General features: G+C 32.6%; 17 protein-coding genes and 1 pseudogene. 8 read left to right on the forward strand and 10 right to left on the reverse strand.

What is annotated here, in order from left to right; translation table 11 throughout:
- The first annotated feature begins 65 nt into the window (after window positions 1-65).
- The 4 genes from DLK05_RS01480 (at window position 66) to DLK05_RS01495 (ending at window position 3,584) form a co-directional block, all read left to right on the forward strand.
- Entirely contained in the window at window positions 66-767 is a 702-nt protein-coding gene (locus DLK05_RS01480) for a 16S rRNA (uracil(1498)-N(3))-methyltransferase (protein ID WP_127342200.1), read from the forward strand.
- 1 nt (window position 768) lies between these two features.
- Window positions 769-1,431, forward strand: coding sequence for a DUF4159 domain-containing protein (locus DLK05_RS01485; protein WP_127342201.1), 663 nt, complete (start codon window positions 769-771; stop codon window positions 1,429-1,431).
- Window positions 1,432-1,560: 129 nt separating this feature from the next.
- Window positions 1,561-2,763: a 6-phosphofructokinase gene (locus DLK05_RS01490; protein WP_127342202.1), complete on the forward strand. Its 1,203-nt coding sequence runs from the start codon at window positions 1,561-1,563 to the stop codon at window positions 2,761-2,763.
- A gap of 260 nt (window positions 2,764-3,023) precedes the next feature.
- Window positions 3,024-3,584, forward strand: a complete 561-nt coding sequence (locus tag DLK05_RS01495; RefSeq protein ID WP_235831938.1) for a hypothetical protein — start codon at window positions 3,024-3,026, stop codon at window positions 3,582-3,584.
- A gap of 18 nt (window positions 3,585-3,602) precedes the next feature.
- Here the strand turns inward: DLK05_RS01495 and DLK05_RS01500 are convergent, their stop codons facing one another.
- From DLK05_RS01500 to DLK05_RS01510, 3 genes are all read right to left on the reverse strand, one after another.
- Window positions 3,603-3,782, reverse strand: a complete 180-nt coding sequence (locus DLK05_RS01500; protein WP_127342204.1) for a type II toxin-antitoxin system antitoxin — start codon at window positions 3,780-3,782, stop codon at window positions 3,603-3,605.
- 13 nt (window positions 3,783-3,795) lie between these two features.
- Window positions 3,796-4,650, reverse strand: coding sequence for an SPFH domain-containing protein (locus tag DLK05_RS01505; protein ID WP_127342205.1), 855 nt, complete (start codon window positions 4,648-4,650; stop codon window positions 3,796-3,798).
- Between the two features lie 238 nt (window positions 4,651-4,888).
- A complete protein-coding gene (locus tag DLK05_RS01510) occupies window positions 4,889-5,128 on the reverse strand; it encodes a hypothetical protein (RefSeq protein ID WP_127342206.1) in 240 nt (79 codons plus the stop codon).
- A 143-nt stretch (window positions 5,129-5,271) separates the two neighbouring features.
- On the opposite strand from DLK05_RS01510, the pseudogene DLK05_RS01515 reads away from it, so the two are divergent.
- Window positions 5,272-6,446 (forward strand): annotated as a pseudogene (locus DLK05_RS01515) (IS4 family transposase).
- 127 nt (window positions 6,447-6,573) lie between these two features.
- Here DLK05_RS01515 and DLK05_RS01520 read toward each other — a convergent pair.
- Window positions 6,574-7,167 carry an RNA polymerase sigma factor gene (locus DLK05_RS01520; RefSeq protein ID WP_127342207.1) on the reverse strand — a complete coding sequence of 198 codons (594 nt, stop codon included), beginning with the start codon at window positions 7,165-7,167 and terminating at the stop codon, window positions 6,574-6,576.
- 200 nt (window positions 7,168-7,367) lie between these two features.
- Between DLK05_RS01520 and uvrA the strand changes: the two genes are divergently transcribed.
- A complete protein-coding gene (gene uvrA / locus DLK05_RS01525; RefSeq protein ID WP_127342208.1) occupies window positions 7,368-10,157 on the forward strand; it encodes an excinuclease ABC subunit UvrA in 2,790 nt (929 codons plus the stop codon).
- A 65-nt stretch (window positions 10,158-10,222) separates the two neighbouring features.
- Here the strand turns inward: uvrA and DLK05_RS01530 are convergent, their stop codons facing one another.
- Window positions 10,223-10,654 (reverse strand): hypothetical protein, encoded by a 432-nt coding sequence (locus tag DLK05_RS01530; RefSeq protein WP_127342209.1) that lies wholly within the window; start codon window positions 10,652-10,654, stop codon window positions 10,223-10,225.
- Window positions 10,655-10,700: 46 nt separating this feature from the next.
- Window positions 10,701-11,549: a hypothetical protein gene (locus DLK05_RS01535; protein WP_127342210.1), complete on the reverse strand. Its 849-nt coding sequence runs from the start codon at window positions 11,547-11,549 to the stop codon at window positions 10,701-10,703.
- Window positions 11,550-11,810: 261 nt separating this feature from the next.
- Between DLK05_RS01535 and DLK05_RS01540 the strand changes: the two genes are divergently transcribed.
- Window positions 11,811-12,332 (forward strand): hypothetical protein, encoded by a 522-nt coding sequence (locus DLK05_RS01540; RefSeq protein ID WP_127342211.1) that lies wholly within the window; start codon window positions 11,811-11,813, stop codon window positions 12,330-12,332.
- Between the two features lie 32 nt (window positions 12,333-12,364).
- Here the strand turns inward: DLK05_RS01540 and DLK05_RS01545 are convergent, their stop codons facing one another.
- The 4 genes from DLK05_RS01545 to DLK05_RS01560 form a co-directional block, all read right to left on the reverse strand.
- Window positions 12,365-13,369 (reverse strand): dihydroorotate dehydrogenase-like protein, encoded by a 1,005-nt coding sequence (locus DLK05_RS01545; RefSeq protein ID WP_127342212.1) that lies wholly within the window; start codon window positions 13,367-13,369, stop codon window positions 12,365-12,367.
- Window positions 13,370-13,465: 96 nt separating this feature from the next.
- Window positions 13,466-14,128: a YggS family pyridoxal phosphate-dependent enzyme gene (locus DLK05_RS01550; protein WP_127342213.1), complete on the reverse strand. Its 663-nt coding sequence runs from the start codon at window positions 14,126-14,128 to the stop codon at window positions 13,466-13,468.
- Window positions 14,129-14,200: 72 nt separating this feature from the next.
- Window positions 14,201-14,899 carry a response regulator transcription factor gene (locus tag DLK05_RS01555; protein WP_127342214.1) on the reverse strand — a complete coding sequence of 233 codons (699 nt, stop codon included), beginning with the start codon at window positions 14,897-14,899 and terminating at the stop codon, window positions 14,201-14,203.
- A 9-nt stretch (window positions 14,900-14,908) separates the two neighbouring features.
- Window positions 14,909-16,177 (reverse strand): sensor histidine kinase, encoded by a 1,269-nt coding sequence (locus tag DLK05_RS01560; RefSeq protein WP_127342215.1) that lies wholly within the window; start codon window positions 16,175-16,177, stop codon window positions 14,909-14,911.
- 180 nt (window positions 16,178-16,357) lie between these two features.
- Between DLK05_RS01560 and DLK05_RS01565 the strand changes: the two genes are divergently transcribed.
- Entirely contained in the window at window positions 16,358-16,711 is a 354-nt protein-coding gene (locus tag DLK05_RS01565; RefSeq protein WP_127342216.1) for a hypothetical protein, read from the forward strand.
- Window positions 16,712-16,753: the final 42 nt, after the last annotated feature.

Genomic DNA, 16,753 nt, shown 5'->3' on the forward strand with positions numbered 1-16,753 from the left:
CTATTTCTATTTTAAAGAATACTTGAATTAACTTTGCACCCATCATGTTTTATTGAATTAGTTTTATGAATTTATTTTACACTCCTGATATTCAGGGAAAAACATATCAATTGGATGAAATTGAATCCAAGCATTGCGTTAAGGTTCTTCGTTTAAAGGAGGAGGACATTATTCATCTTATTGATGGCGTAGGAACCCTGTTTAAAGCAAAAATCATTCAAGCCCATCCCAAACGATGTACCGTGGAATGTATTGAATCTATAAAAGAATTTGGCAAACTAAACTATGAACTTCATATTGCTCTTGCACCAACAAAAAATATTGATAGAACCGAATGGTTTTTAGAAAAATGTACAGAAATTGGGATTGCCGAATTCACCCCCTTGCTTTGTGAACATTCTGAACGTAAAGTTGTAAAACACGATCGTCTTTTTAAGGTAATCACTTCAGCAGTAAAACAATCCTTGAAAGCTTATCATCCAAAGCTAAACGAAATAACAAAATTCAAAGAATTAGTTGAGTCTGATTTTAAGGGTGATAAATTTATTGCTCATTGTTATCCTGGAAAGAAAAAACATTTGAAGGAGATTTGTCAACTAAACAAAGATACGCTTATTCTGATAGGACCTGAAGGTGATTTTAGTCCTCAAGAAGTGCAACTAGCAAAGGTCAATAACTTTGTAGAAATTAGCTTAGGAAGCAGTAGATTAAGAACTGAAACTGCTGGGGTTGTGGCTTGTAATATCGTAAGTTTATCAAATCAATAATATGAGAATAATCCGATTTTTTCCTATTCTGCTTTTACTATTTATGAGCCTTCAGGTGTATTCACAAAGTTCAAGCGTTAGAATTGCTCTCCTAAAATATAATGGAGGTGGCGATTGGTATGCAAACCCAAGTTCACTTCCTAATCTTATAGCTTTCTGCAACAAAAATAATATTACAAATATTGAACATGAACCAGCAACAGTTGAGGTTGGAAGTCCAGAAATTTTTTCATATCCTTTTGTTCATCTAACCGGTCATGGTAATATTATATTTTCAAAAGAGGAAGTTGTCAACTTAAGAAATTATTTGCTTGGAGGAGGATTTCTACATGTTGACGACAACTATGGTTTGAATACTTACTTCAGGAGGGAAATCAAAAAGGTTTTTCCAAATGAAGAATTGATTGAGCTCCCCTACTCTCATCCCATTTATCATCAGATATATGACTTTCCAAATGGTCTTCCTAAAATTCATGAACACGACGGTAAAGCGGCTCAAGGGTTTGGTATCATTTACAAAGGACGCTTGGTTTGTTTTTATTCTTATGATACTGATCTGGGAGATGGATGGGAAGATCCCTCCGTACATCATGATCCTGAAAAAAAGCATTTACAAGCTTTAAAAATGGGTGCAAATATCCTTTCTTATTGTTTTAGTAATTAGATTTATTCTTAATTAAACACCCCAACTCAATTAATTCTATTCTTGTTAATCTTTTTCTTGAATATTCATTATCAAAATGATAACTTATAGTGATTTTTTTATTATTACCAATCATTAAAGTTTATCGCTATGCAAAGCATTAAAACAAGTAAGGGAATTATTGGAATTTTAACTGGTGGTGGAGATGTTCCAGGGTTAAATCCAGCAATTCGCGCAGTTACAATTAGAGCATTAAGGGAAGGCTATCAGGTTATCGGAATTAGAAAAGGTTGGAGAGGCTTAATTGATATTGTAAGAGACAAGAAAGTTGATAACAGTGAAAATTATGAAATTCTAACGGAAGAATTGGTAAATAAAGTCGGACGAACTGGCGGAACATTTTTACATACATCAAGGGTGAACCCTTCGAAAACACCCAAAGAAAGAGTTCCTACTCATTTACAAGAAAAATACAATCAAGACATTAATGACCTTACAAAAGAAGTTCTGGCAAATCTTGATTTTCTAAATATTGATTATCTTATTCCTATCGGTGGAGACGACACTTTAAGTTATGGTGTTCGACTTTATCAGGAAGGATTTAAAGTAATAGCCATTCCTAAAACTATGGATAATGATGTTCCCGGAACTGATTATTGTATCGGATTTAGTACCTGTATTACTCGTACCATTTCTCTAACACACAGTTTAAGAACATCAGCCGGATCGCATGAACGATTACTTGTCTTGGAAGTTTTTGGAAGATATGCAGGTTTCACAGCCATATTACCAACCTTAGCGGGTGCAGCAAATCGTTGTGTAATCCCTGAGTACGATTTCGACATTGAGCGCCTTACGGAACTCATGATACAAGATAGATTCTCAAATCCTAGTCATTATTCTGTGGTTCTAATTTCGGAAGGAGCAGCATTTTCAGGAGAAAAAATGATATTTCAAAACGCCCTGAAAGATGATTACGGACATAAAAAACTTGGAGGCATCGGCGAAAGAGTTTCCATGCAAATGAAACAATTGTCTCCAAAATTCAATAATTCCAAGCCAATTAATGTTATCAATCAAAAATTAGGCTATTTGGTTCGTTGTGGAGATCCTGATGCAATTGATTCAATTGTTCCGATGGCATTTGGAAACCTCGCATTAGACCTAATCATTAAAGGCATTCATGGTAGATTAATTACCTTGCGGAATGGCAGATACGACAATGCACCTATTGATATTGTTACTAGCACCAAAAAAATAGTAGATGTAAATAGATATTACAATGTGGATCGATTGCGCCCTAAATACAATAGTTTTGAACTACAACCACTTTTCCTTATGACAGGCTTGTAGCAATGGCATTTTTGCATAAAAAATTGAAGTTTAACACGTACACTTAGTTATAAACAAAAAGTTTACTAATTTTGAGAAACCTTTCAGTAATGGAAGGTTTCTACTTTTGCAACCATCCCTCATACCATTTTTAAATCCTTTTATTAATTTTTTTGTTTTAAATAATTCAACTTACTATGCTGGAATATAATTTATTAGGCATTTCTGTCTTAGAGTGGATTGGTTACGCTGCTTCTACTTTAGTTTTAATATCACTTACAATGACATCTATCGTCAAATTAAGATGGTATAATCTTGCCGGAGCTATTCTTTTTTCAACCTATGGATTTTTAATTGGATCATTGCCAGTTGGGATAATGAACTTTCTAATCGTTTGTGCGAACATCTTCAATCTCAGGAAAATGAATAGACAGAAAGAAGATTTCAAAATTATAGAAATTAAGGAAAATGACGATCTACTTCTTTATTTTTTAGACTATTACAAAAAGGATATCAAAAACTATTTTCCTGATTTCGAGCTTGTAAAAAATCAACTAAGCCTATTTGTTTTGAGAGATATGGCTGTTGCAGGAATCTTCATTGGTACAATGGAACAAGAAAATATACGTATCGATATGGATTATGCTTTACCAAAATACAGAGACTTTAAAGTTGGAAATTATTTATATAGAAAATTGAATCAAATATTAAGCAATCACAATATCCATTCGGTATATGCCAATTCCCAGATTAATTTGAAGTATATGGAAAAAATGGGATTTGAACCTAAAACTAAAAATGGCAAATCCATCCTAGTGAAATCAATTAAAAAGCCCTTATAAAAGGGCTTTTTTTAATCATCAATCATCATCAGTTAATTTCATATTCGATACTTTACTTCTTCCAGAATCCTTCAGCGCTTTATTCAAAATCCATTCAATTTGTCCATTCGTGCTTCGAAATTCATCCTGAGCCCACTTTTCCAATTTTTTGTACATCTCCGGACTTAGGCGCAGAACAAATGTTTTCTTTTTCGTCATAGCTGTAAATAATTTATTGATACAGGCTACCAGTATTTAATACAGGAGTCGCATCTTTATCTGAACAAAGCACTACCATTAAATTACTGACCATAGTTGCTTTCTTATCTTCGTCCAAATCAACGATATTTTTTTCGGTCAATTCCTCTAAAGCCATATCAACCATACTAACAGCACCTTCAACAATTTTAAATCGAGCGGCAACTACTGCTGTAGCTTGTTGACGACGTAGCATTGCACCAGCAATCTCCGATGCATAGGCTAAGTAATTAATTCTCGCCTCCATAATCTCAATCCCTGCAATAGTCAACCTATCCGTTAATTCACTCTCTAGCAACTCACTTACATCATCTCCTCCTGATCTCAAGGTAATCTCAGCACCTTCATCTTCAAAATTATCATATGGATAAGATCCTGCCATATTGCGAATTGCAGCTTCCGACTGAATGTTCACAAAATGCTCATAATCATTCACATCAAAGGCGGCTTTGAAAGTATCCTTAACTCGCCATACTAAGACAACACCAATCATTATCGGATTTCCTATTTTATCATTTACTTTGATCGGATCACTATCGAGATTCCTGGCTCGTAGTGATATTTTCTTTTTTACAAATAAAGGATTTACCCAAAAAAATCCATTTTTAAGAATCGTTCCTTTATATGCACCAAAAAGAACCAATACCATTGATTCATTTGGATTTACAACTGTAAATCCTGGGATACATATAATTCCAACAACAAATAATATGGCTAAAACCGGGTTTTTCACTATTGCTAGTCCTAATACCCCTAATGCAATAATAGCAAATACAACAAATACCATTAGAAATCCAGATACTGCCGAATACTTTTTTTCCGTTTCCATGTTTTTACACTTTTTTTAGTGATTAGTATTAATTTACAATCAAATAACTCATCGTAATTACGATGTTGTATTGATCTATATCTTAAAAAGATATTTAAAAAATTAAATTATTTTCTGCTAATACTCTTGAGCTAAAATTTAGTATATTTAATTCTTTTCGATATCATTTTGATATCAATTTATAATATTTAAATGAGAAATCAAAAAAAAATCGAAGTGATTATCACTTCGATTTTTTTTAATTTAAAGAAAACTCCCTGATAAATAAGGGTTTATGCTTTACAGAAATAGTAGAATTTTTGAAATTTTTCACCTTTTGTACTACCTCAGTATTAGCTTCGCTTTTGTATCGATCTAAATAGTTATACAACTCTAAGGAATCAAATACGTTAGTACTTGCTATTTTCTCAAGAAGTGAAATCATTTTATCCGCGGAATATAAAAAATCGTTTTGCATTAAAGTGTATAAGTCGTCCATAGGCATTTATTTTATGACTTAAACGCAATTGCAATCAATTTATTATATCTAAACCAATAGCGTCCTAAACGATTAAAAAAAAGAGAAAGAATTTAAGTATCTCAATATTAACTTTGAGTTGCATAACAAAAAAACTTTCTCTCATGACAAATTTAAACTTATTCTCTCAAATCATATCCAAATTGGATCGAACCTGTTTCAAGCGAATAGTTTCAGATAAGAAAACGGATAAGCATCAGAAAGGATATGACAGTTGGACCCATTTAGTATCAATGTTATTCTGTCAATTTGCAAAAAATCAATCGATCAGAGATATTAGTAATGGTTTGCGTTCGGCAACAGGAAATTTAAATCATCTGGGAATTGATAGAGCTCCATCCAAATCAACGATAAGTTATCAGAATAAACATAGAGACTGGACACTTTTTAGGAATTACTATTATCAGTTACTATCTAGTTTAGGACAGCAAGCTGATTTTAAACAAGTAAAATTCCGTATTAAATCGAAAATATTATTGCTTGATTCCTCAACTATAAGTTTGTGCTTAAGCCTTTTTGATTGGGCAAAATACAAGACAGCTAAAGGGGCAGTAAAAATGCATACACTTCTTGATTACGATGGTAATTTACCTACATATATAAATATTACAAATGGCAAAACAGCCGATAATAAAGGAGCTTACGATATTCCTTTACTTAAAAGGAGCGTCATTGTTGCAGATCGATATTATAATGATTTCGCCTTGCTAAATGTTTGGGGCAGCAACTCGGTATATTTTGTAGTGAGACATAAAGAAAATATTCAGTTTACATGTATAAAGGAAAATGAATTACCAGATGATCGACATCAGAATATTCTAAAAGATGAAATCATTGAATTATCAAGTGCCAGATCAAAAAAAAGATACCCTAAAAAGCTAAGAAGGGTGGCTATATGGAATGAAGAAAACCAGCAAGTGATAGAACTTATAACAAATCAAATGTCTTGGACAGCAAACACAATAAGTGAGCTTTATAAGAGCAGGTGGCAAATAGAAATATTTTTTAGAGAGGTAAAACAACTACTGCACATCAAATCATTTATTGGAACAACAGAAAATGCAGTGATGATACAAATATGGACAGCCATGATTACAAACTTATCCTAAAAATTCTTAAAGAACTCGCAAAGTTTAATTGGCAGTTGTCAAATCTTGTAGCCTTTATCAGGTTAAATCTATTTGTTAAAATAGATTTACAAATCTGGCTGGATAATCCGTTTAAAAAGCCTCCTAAGAGAGATAATTCTGTAATACAGGGGGTGCTTTTTCAAATATGACATTATAAACCTTGAAAAGATCATATTTAGGGTCTTGGAAATTATGAATGAAAACGTTTAGGACGCGATTGTATCTAAACAAAAAGGTCGGAGAAAAATATCCGACCAATACCTATTCAAACACAAACTATGAAACTAAGCTCATTTTTCTCTCCTCTATAATTTTACGCATATTAATTAAGGCGTATCTCATTCTTCCAAGAGCAGTATTTATACTCACATCAGTTTGCTCAGCAATATCTTTGAAACTTAACCCCTTGTAATGTCTCAAAATTACGACTTCCTTTTGATCAGCAGGTAATTCCTCTACAAGTTCACGAATATCAGCATAAATTTGATGTTTAATTAATTCGTCCTCGCAATTACTATCACTAAATTTAGCAGAATTAAAAATATCAAGTTCATAATCATCCTTTGAAAAGGTATTATTCTGTTTTACCCTTCTAAAATGATCTATGATCAAATTATGAGCTATGCGTAATACCCAAGCAAGGAATTTTCCATTATCCTGGTATTTGCCCAAGCGCAACGAACGGATTACTTTAATAAAAGTATCCTGAAATAAATCTTCGGTAAGCTGATGATTTTTAACAATTAGATAGATATATGTATATAAACGATCTTTATGCCGATTTATAAGAATATCAATACTATCTGGGTTACCATCAATATATTGCTTAACGAGATCATAATCGGTAGGATTAGTTTTTCTCAATTTCACATCTATTTAGTTTGAACTGAAAACAGTGTAAAATTTATTCGATAAGCAATTTTCTTTTAGTTATGAGTTTATGAATACAGGTAACAATATGCAAGAAAGTAATTTTAATTGATATTTGAAAATCTATAGAAGTTAAATAACTTTGTAGATTGAATTTTTCAATTATAGTATTTACCTTAATCGTAGGTGAAAATAGGAGTATGGCTAATCAGAATATCAATAAATTTATTCAAATAAAAGGAGCTCGTGGGCACAACCTTAAAAATATAAATTTACAAATACCCAGAAATAAATTCATTGTGATCACAGGACTTTCAGGATCGGGAAAATCTTCCTTGGCTTTTGATACACTTTATGCGGAAGGTCAGAGAAGGTACGTGGAGAGCTTGTCAGCATATGCAAGACAGTTTCTTGGCAGAATTGATAAGCCTGAAGTAGATTACATCAAAGGAATTCCACCGGCAATTGCGATTGAACAGAAAGTAAATACACGAAATCCAAGATCTACGGTTGGCACTTCCACGGAAATATATGATTATCTCAAACTATTATTTGCCCGAGTTGGCAAAACATATTCTCCTGTAACAGACCAATTGGTGAAAAGGCACAGTATTACTGATGTGTCAAATTTTATTCTATCACAAAAGGAAGAATTAACTGTGATGATTCTTGCCAAGGTGATAACGGAAGACAGAACGGCAAAAGAACAACTCGAAATTCTTACAAAACAAGGATTTACGAGAATAGAATCACAAGGTGAAATCTATAAAATCCTTGATCTTTTAGAAAATAGCGATGTCATAAAAACAAAAGATTCTATAAGCATTGTTATTGATAGAATAAAAGTTACTCATGATGAAGATACGCAAAATAGAATTTCTGATTCTTTGCAAACGGCTTTTTACGAAGGCAAGGGAGAGTGTATTGTTTTACTTGGATCTAATCAGGAGAAGCATCTTTTTTCGAACAGATTTGAGGCAGATGGCATTGTATTTGAAGAGCCAAGTGTACATACATTTAGCTTTAATAATCCAGTTGGAGCATGTCCTAAATGTGAGGGATTTGGAAAAGTTATCGGCATTGACGAAGATTTGGTGATCCCAAACAAAACCAAAAGCATCTATGAAGATGCAGTTGTCTGTTGGAAAGGGGAAAAAATGCAAGAATGGAAAAACCAACTAATTTATACCTCTGACAAATTTCAATTCCCAATTCATCGTCCCTATTTTGAATTAAGTGAAAATGAAAAACAACTGCTATGGACAGGAAATAAATACTTTAAAGGATTAAATGCATTTTTTAAATACTTAGAATCAAAACAATACAAAATCCAATACAGAGTAATGTTATCCAGATATCGTGGAAAAACTATTTGTCCGGATTGCAGGGGAACTCGATTGAAAAAAGAGGCTGGATATATAAAAATTCAAAATATAAATATTCAGGATTTAGTTTTAATGCCAATAAATGAATTACTCGAATTCTTCTCTAACTTAAAATTAAATGAAAATGATGCACAGATAGCCAAAAGAATCCTAATAGAGATCAAAAACAGATTGCAATTTTTATCAGACGTTGGACTCTCCTACCTCACCCTAAACCGACTATCAAGCAGCCTTTCCGGAGGAGAATCTCAACGAATCAATCTTGCGACTTCGTTAGGAAGCAGTTTGGTAGGATCACTTTATATTCTGGATGAACCGAGTATTGGTTTACATTCCAGAGATACACAATTATTGATCAAAGTATTAAAACAACTTAGAGACCTGGGAAATACAGTTATTGTAGTGGAACATGATGAAGATATCATTCTTGCTGCTGACGAACTTATAGATATTGGTCCATACGCGGGCAGACTAGGTGGTGAAATTGTTTTTCAAGGAACATTAAATGAACTTCCAAAGGCTAAAGAAAGCTTAACGTCGCAATATATTCTAGGGGAAAAATCTATCCCTTTGCCGAAGAGCAGGAAAAAATGGAATAACTTTATAGAAATTCTTGGAGCTAGAGAAAACAACCTTAAAGGACTAAATACAAAATTCCCTTTAAATATAATGACAGTGATTACAGGAGTTAGTGGCTCCGGAAAATCCTCCTTAATAAAAACAATTCTTTATCCTGCATTAAAAAAGCACTATGGTGGATATTCTGATAAAAGTGGCCATTTTGATGCTCTAAAAGGAGATTTACAATTAATAAAAAACGTTGAGTTTGTTGATCAAAATCCAATAGGTAAATCCTCACGATCCAATCCGGTTACTTACCTGAAAGCATATGATGAAATCCGCAAACTCTTTGCAGATCAAAAAGCGTCGAAATACAGTGGATATAAGGCTTCGCATTTCTCATTTAATATAGATGGCGGAAGATGCGAAGAATGTCAAGGGGAAGGTATCATTAAAGTAGAAATGCAATTTATGGCCGATATTTATTTGCAGTGTGAAAGCTGTAAAGGCCGAAGGTTCAAAGATGATATTTTAGATATTAGATACCAGACAAAAAACATTCATGACATATTAGAAATGACGGTGAATGAAGCAACTGAATTTTTTGCTAAAGGCAAGGGAGCTACAGAGAAAAAGATTGTTCAAAAATTACAACCATTAGTAAATGTCGGTCTTGGCTATGTTAAACTTGGTCAATCCTCGAGTACGCTTAGTGGTGGTGAAAGCCAACGCGTGAAATTAGCCTCTTTTCTTGCCAAGGAAAAGGCAGAACCTTGTTTATTTATTTTCGATGAACCAACAACCGGACTTCATTTCCATGATATTCATAAATTAATGGATGCATTTAATGCATTAATATCAAGAGGACATACTTTGCTTATTATTGAACACAATATGGAAATAATAAAATGTGCTGATTGGCTTATAGATTTAGGCCCGGAGGGTGGAAATTCAGGTGGAAATATTGTTTTCCAAGGCACTCCCGAGGATGCTATTAAATGTAAAGAATCTTATACGGGTAAATTCTTGAAAGGTAAATTATAAGCTTAAAAAAATAATAGCGTTTAATTCACTTCTATTGTAAAAAGGGAGGAATTAAACGCAATATATTACAACTTCATACCAAATAAAAGGGCAACACATCCACTCACAGATCGATCCATATCTTCTCCGGTTTGTACAAATTCCATGGAAATAATTAAGGTCGTGGATTTTGGTATTTCAAAATCATACTGGCCGATATAACCTTCATCTTTATTATCGAATAGAACGACGAGATCATCATTCATGACTTTAAAATGCACAGGGGGAAGCTGTTCCTCGGGACATACCACCATTCTATATTTCTGGCCACTAAAAAATGCCTTATGCAATTCCACTTGTTCACCCACATTTAGGACTACTCCATTGTAATTCCCATCATGAATGTATTCTTCCAGCTTAGGTTTACACTCTTCCTTTGCAAAATTTCTACATTGTGAAAAGGAAATATTTGTACTTAGCATCAATACAAGAAGTACAACAATCATTGGATATTTCATGAACGATATAATATTGAAATGTTATTTACTTAAAATAATAAAGAATTTAATGAATCATATAATCTCTAATATCATTAACCTTTCTTACCAATTTATCGAAGCTTTCAAAATCAATTTTCTCATAGAAATTCTCATCATCAGGGTTTGATTTAATAGATTCGGAAAACAAGTGCTCCAAATCTAAAATATCCTTATAAATTGGAGAAATTACGGGATCTGTTTTATTATCTTTTAAAACTTCCTTGATACTTTCCAATGAAAGCCTTTGCTCCAAAACTCTCTGTATTAATAGCTCATGAGCTATATCAGTAGATTGTAAGCTTTGGGTGGCTAGATATAAACTTTCAATCCATCCGCCAATTAGCATTAAAGAAGCCAATTTATAGCGATCCTGCTCCCGGAGTTGTTCACTTGACTCCATATAGATTTCAGAAATAATGTCCACAATCATTTTTTTATCGGTCACATTTTCCTCAAGTAATTGAATCTTCTCTTGGTCAACAGTACGCAATACCCCCAATGATTCTGCCAGATTTCTAGCAATGTTTATATATTCAATTGAAGTCTGATACTGCTCATTTAAACTCGCATAACTTAAATCAGCGCAATAAACCCCTAGAGCAATTGCTCTGGAAACACTGGTAGAATATCCGGATAAATTGTCCGCACTATTCAATAAATCTTCTTGATAGTGTATTCCTGATTTCTTGATCAGTAAAGAAATTTCAATAGGGCTTGGAAGCTCGAAGAAAATTCGCTTCATTTTTTTTGTGTTTTCCTGCATTAATGCGTGTTCAAGATTCTCGCTCTTTCCTTCCTTGTTGCTTTTAGAAGAGAACCAATTACACGAATAAAGAAGAAATAATATACAAATACCTGAAATTATTTTTTTCATAAAATTATACCAATAGGTTATTTATGCTTGCTTTTAGATATATTAAAATACAATTTTTATTAATAGAATATTATATTTTTCAATATTCCCCACAAAATTGGTGAAATATGACGAAATACGTATGGGTAATTTTGCCCAATTATTAATTGGTAATAATTGATAGTATTAAAACTACAAATGATTTTTAAAATATACTGAATTTTTAAATCAAAAAAAACAAATATATTTTACTAATTTTGTGCTTCGTTAAAAAATAGTTTTATGAGCGATAACAAAAAAAAAGAAATTAAATCAGGAGTTATTACAGGGCTTCAATCAACAGATATTAATGTTTTCTCTGGTTGCATCTCTCAACTTAAAAAAGGGGGTAAAACAGAAGATATACAAGTCCTGTTGGATTTATTATTGGACCAGAAAAATAAGGAAATTAATAATCTTATTTTAAAATTTCTGGCTGACGTAAAAGATAAAAGTGCTGTTGAAATTATTACCGCTGCGATCTCAAATGCAAAATATGCTGCTATTAAAAAGAATCTCCTAATCACCTGCTGGGAATCCAGTCTTGATTTTGGTGAATATCTGTCCATTTTTGTTGACTGCCTTATTCATTCTGATTTCGAAACGGCCTTTGAGGCTTTTACGGTGATTGAAAATCTTACCGAATCGATTTCGGATAAAGTAAAACAAAAACAGCAAGAAAAGTTAAAAAATGCAATCGCCGAAAGTAACGAGGATAAAAAAGGCATACTACACGAAGCAATACATATTCTCGATCAACATTAAAAATATAAAAGCCGCTAAAAGCGGCTTTTATTTTATATCATCACATCCTTTTCGTTACCAGAAAAGTATTTCATGAATTGTGCTCGTTCGTATAAGGATGAATTAGGAATACTTCCATAACTCAGTTTACCACGGAAAACATCTACTGATTTAAATTCCTTTTTCTTCATCCAAGCTGTAATTTCTTCAAGGATAATACTAATTTGATCGAATCCATGTTCATATACAGTAGAGCAAATTTGTACAGCCTTAGCTCCTGCAAGTATTTGCTTTATTGCTGCTTCGCCATCATGAATACCAGTAGATGCGGAAATATCCAACCCCTTAACTTTATCTGAAATCATTCCAACAAAGCGAAGTGATTTACGAATATCGCTTGCGGAACTCAAAACATTGGCACTTGTAATTTTCAGATTATCAATGTCTATATCAGGCTCATAGAATCTATTAAATAATACCAATGCATCTGCTCCATTCGCATTTAATCGATTGGCAACAGCAAATAAATTTGTAAAATAAATACCAATCTTCATTGAAATTGGAATATTTACTTCCTTTTTTACAGCGCTAAAAATATCAAAATAAATTTTCTCATACTCTTCAGCACTTTTATTTCTATCATTTGGTACCACAAATACATTCAATTCAATTGCATCTGCACCAGCTTTCTCAATTTCCTTGGCAAAGTGTGTCCAATCAGAAGAAGAAACACAATTTATACTGGCAATTACCGGGATCGAAACCGCAGCTTTTGCTTCTTTAATCAAACTTAAATATTTGGCGACAGAGTTTCCTTTTACATAATTTTGAATATAATCCTCAGCTTCGGGATAACCTACATTTTTAGGATCCTTACCAATCAAATTTTGAACTTCATTAGTAATTTGCTCTTCAAAAAGTGATTTTAACACAACGGCTCCAGCACCTTTTTCTTCAATTATCTTTATCTTTCTTACAGAATTTGTAAGGCCAGAACTACTAACAATCAAGGGATTCTTTAGTCGTAATCCCATATAAGTGGTTTCAAGATTTATCATGTTATTTTTTTTAAAATTTCAATCGTTGACAGACAAATATAAGCATTTAAACAAAGATAGAAACACCTCATTTGGAGAGATTGAATTCGAAGTAAATTATCTTCCTCCGAAAATAGAACTTCCCACACGAACTATTGTGCTCCCTTCTTCTATAGCAAGTCTATAATCGCCTGACATTCCCATAGAGATTTCCTTAAAAGTATCGTCGGTATTAAAATATTTTGCTCTCAGAAACTTAAATATATCATTTAAATTTCTGAATTCATTTCTAACTTGATTTTCATCAGGAGAATAACTAGCCATTCCCATCACCCCAACAATTCTAACATTTTGCAGTTCCTTAAAATTATCGGACATCAATAGTTCCTCTGCCTCGGATAATGACAAACCAAATTTAGATTGTTCTGTAGCGATATGAAATTGTAATAAACAGTCGATAACCCTGTTATTCTTTTCTGCCTGTTTATTTATTTCTTTAAGGAGTTTAATACTATCTACAGCATGGATCAATTTTACAAACGGAGCAATATACTTCACCTTATTTGTTTGTAAATGCCCGATCATATGCCACTCGATATCCTTTGGTAAATCGTTATATTTTAGAGTGAGTTCCTGTGGTTTATTTTCACCAAATATTCTGTAACCACCTTTATAAGCCTCAAGAATATCTTCATTCGGCTTTGTTTTTGACACCGCAACTAATTTTACATGGTCTGGGATACAGGCAACAATTTCATTTATTTTTTGAGATATATTCATAGTAAATATCAGATTTGAGTAATAAACTTCAAAATTAAAACTTTTCATGCTTTTGATGAACTTGATTGAAGATTAATTCACATCCGACAAAATAAACCCAACACCATGAACATTTTCAATTTTAATATTTTCATCTGCTTTTAAATGCTTTCTCAATTTAGAAATAAAAACATCAAGACTTCTACCCATAAAATAATCGTTCTCACCCCAAACCTTAACCAAAATATCTTCTCGTTTCAACACATTATTTTTATTCTGCAGAAGCATATAAAACACTTCCCCCTCCTTCTGAGTAATACGGGTTACTTCCCCATTTCTTTGTAAACTAAGGTTTGTGTGATCATATTCAAATGTTCCAATATTAAAATTAGTAACAGGAGTCTCATAATTACCCGTAGTTCTTTTTAAGACTGCATTTATTCTCCTCACCAACTCATCTTCATCAAAAGGCTTAGTTATATAATCATCCCCTCCTAAATCAAATCCCTTTAACTTATCTTCCTTAAGAGATTTTGCGGTCAAAAAAATGATTGGAATATCCTGATTTACCTTTCGGATTTTTCGAGCCAAGGCAAAACCATCTAATTTTGGAAGCATACAATCCAACAGACATAAATCAGGTTCTGCTTTCATGAAAGCATCAAAACCTTCAATTCCATCACGCTTTAGCGTAATAGAAAATCCTTCCATCAATAGAAATTCAGTTAATACCTGACCTAAGTTTTTATCATCTTCAACCAGCAAAATATTTTTTGTATCCTTCTTACTCATAAAATCAATTTAAACAATAGGTAATTCAACAGTAAAGGTACTTCCCATATTCTTTTTACTATTTACTTTAATGGATCCATTGTGAGCTTTTATTATCATTTTTGAATAAGATAAACCAATCCCGAATCCTTTTACATCATGTCTATCACCAGTTGAAGCACGATAATACCTATCAAATATATGTTTTTGTACTTCATTAGTCATTCCAATGCCATGATCAGAAATTGAAACTAACAGGCTACCATTAATATTTTTACTCATCAGTTCGATCTGAGGCGTATTAGGAGAATATTTAACTGCATTGTCAAGAAGATTACAAAACACATTTTGAAGCAAGTCCCTATCACCATAAATCAATTCCTGTGATGCAAATTTATTAAATTTCAGGCTTCCTTCACGTTCTGCTACTTGCATAGATAAACTCTCACAACAATCCTCTAATAAATCATGTAAATGAAAACTGTTAAAGTTTAATTTTAAATCTCCTCTTTCAATATTAGATAATTTCAACAACTGATCAATTTGCACACCTAATCTATTATTTTCAGATGATATAATATTTGAATAGTGATTAACCTTATCCTTGTTTGCACTTACTTTTTCTCGTCCAAGCATTTTACTTGCCAATGCAATTGTCGCCATTGGGGTTTTAAATTCGTGGGCAATATTATTAATCAAATCAGTTGTTCTACTAAGAATTTTTCTATCACGAATCAGGCTAAAAATAGTAATTCCCAATAAAACACATAGGATTAAAATCAAGATAATGGAACAGATAAACATACTTCCCATACTATCCATGAGGTTTTTTTCTCTTTTTTTGAAATACACATTTAATATTGCCTTATCGTGACTTAATGCCTTTCGAAGGCTAAAATAAAAACATTTGCTCTTCGGCTGTTCATCCTCCGTACTTAGTACTTCAATAGTATAAGGCGATTGTATTTGATAATTTTTGAATTGCTCTTTAATAATAGAATCTAAATGTTCCACTTCCGATTTTAACAAGGCACTGTCATGAGCATCGTATTTTGATTTACTCATGTATTCCTTCATTTTCTGGCAACTTTGTAAGTCTTTGGTAAATTCATCAACAGATTCATGTAAGGCTAGTCCTACCCGGTGGTTAAACTGCTCTTCATTCAAACTTCGAGCTCTCCTTATCCAGCTAAATTGTATCAAAAGCAAAAGCAGTAATACAATTACAGATACAGAAATAAAGATCTGTATTCTATAAGTACTTATTTTGTCAATTAGTTTTCGTTTGAAAATTCGCATATATTACCCTCTAAGACTCTTTAAATTACAGACCTTTCATGCTACCAAAGTTAATTTTAATTTTTAAGCTAATTACTGCTTTAACAATTCATTAACAAGAGATAATAAGATCTTTTGCGTTCTTGTAGAAGTACAATTCAAATCAATATGGATTTATAACACTTAAAAATTATAGAAAACATGAAAAAATTACTATTTGGACTATTGTTTGTATTTGCTTTTAGCATTGTAAGTTTTGCCAATCAACCAATGGTTGTTACTACAGATAACGCCATCACTGTAACCCAAAAGCAAGACCAAAAGAAAGATCAGAAGCAAGATCAGAAAAAAGAAGTTAAAAAGTGCAACAAAGACTGTAAAAAGGCCTGCTGTAATAAAGCTGTAAAATCAGATAAGAAAGCTTGTTGCGCCAAGCAGGCTAAAGCTGATAAAAAGTGTGCTGCTGACTGCCAAAAACCTTGTTGTAAAAAAGATGCTAAAGCTGAAAAAAAATGTGGCCCAGATTGTCAAAAGCCTTGTTGTAAAAAATCATAAGGATATAATGATCCAAATTGAAACTCTCTGGAACCCCAGAGG

Origin of the sequence: Ancylomarina longa (assembly GCF_003996985.1) — a bacterium.
GTDB lineage: Bacteria > Bacteroidota > Bacteroidia > Bacteroidales > Marinifilaceae > Ancylomarina_A > Ancylomarina_A longa.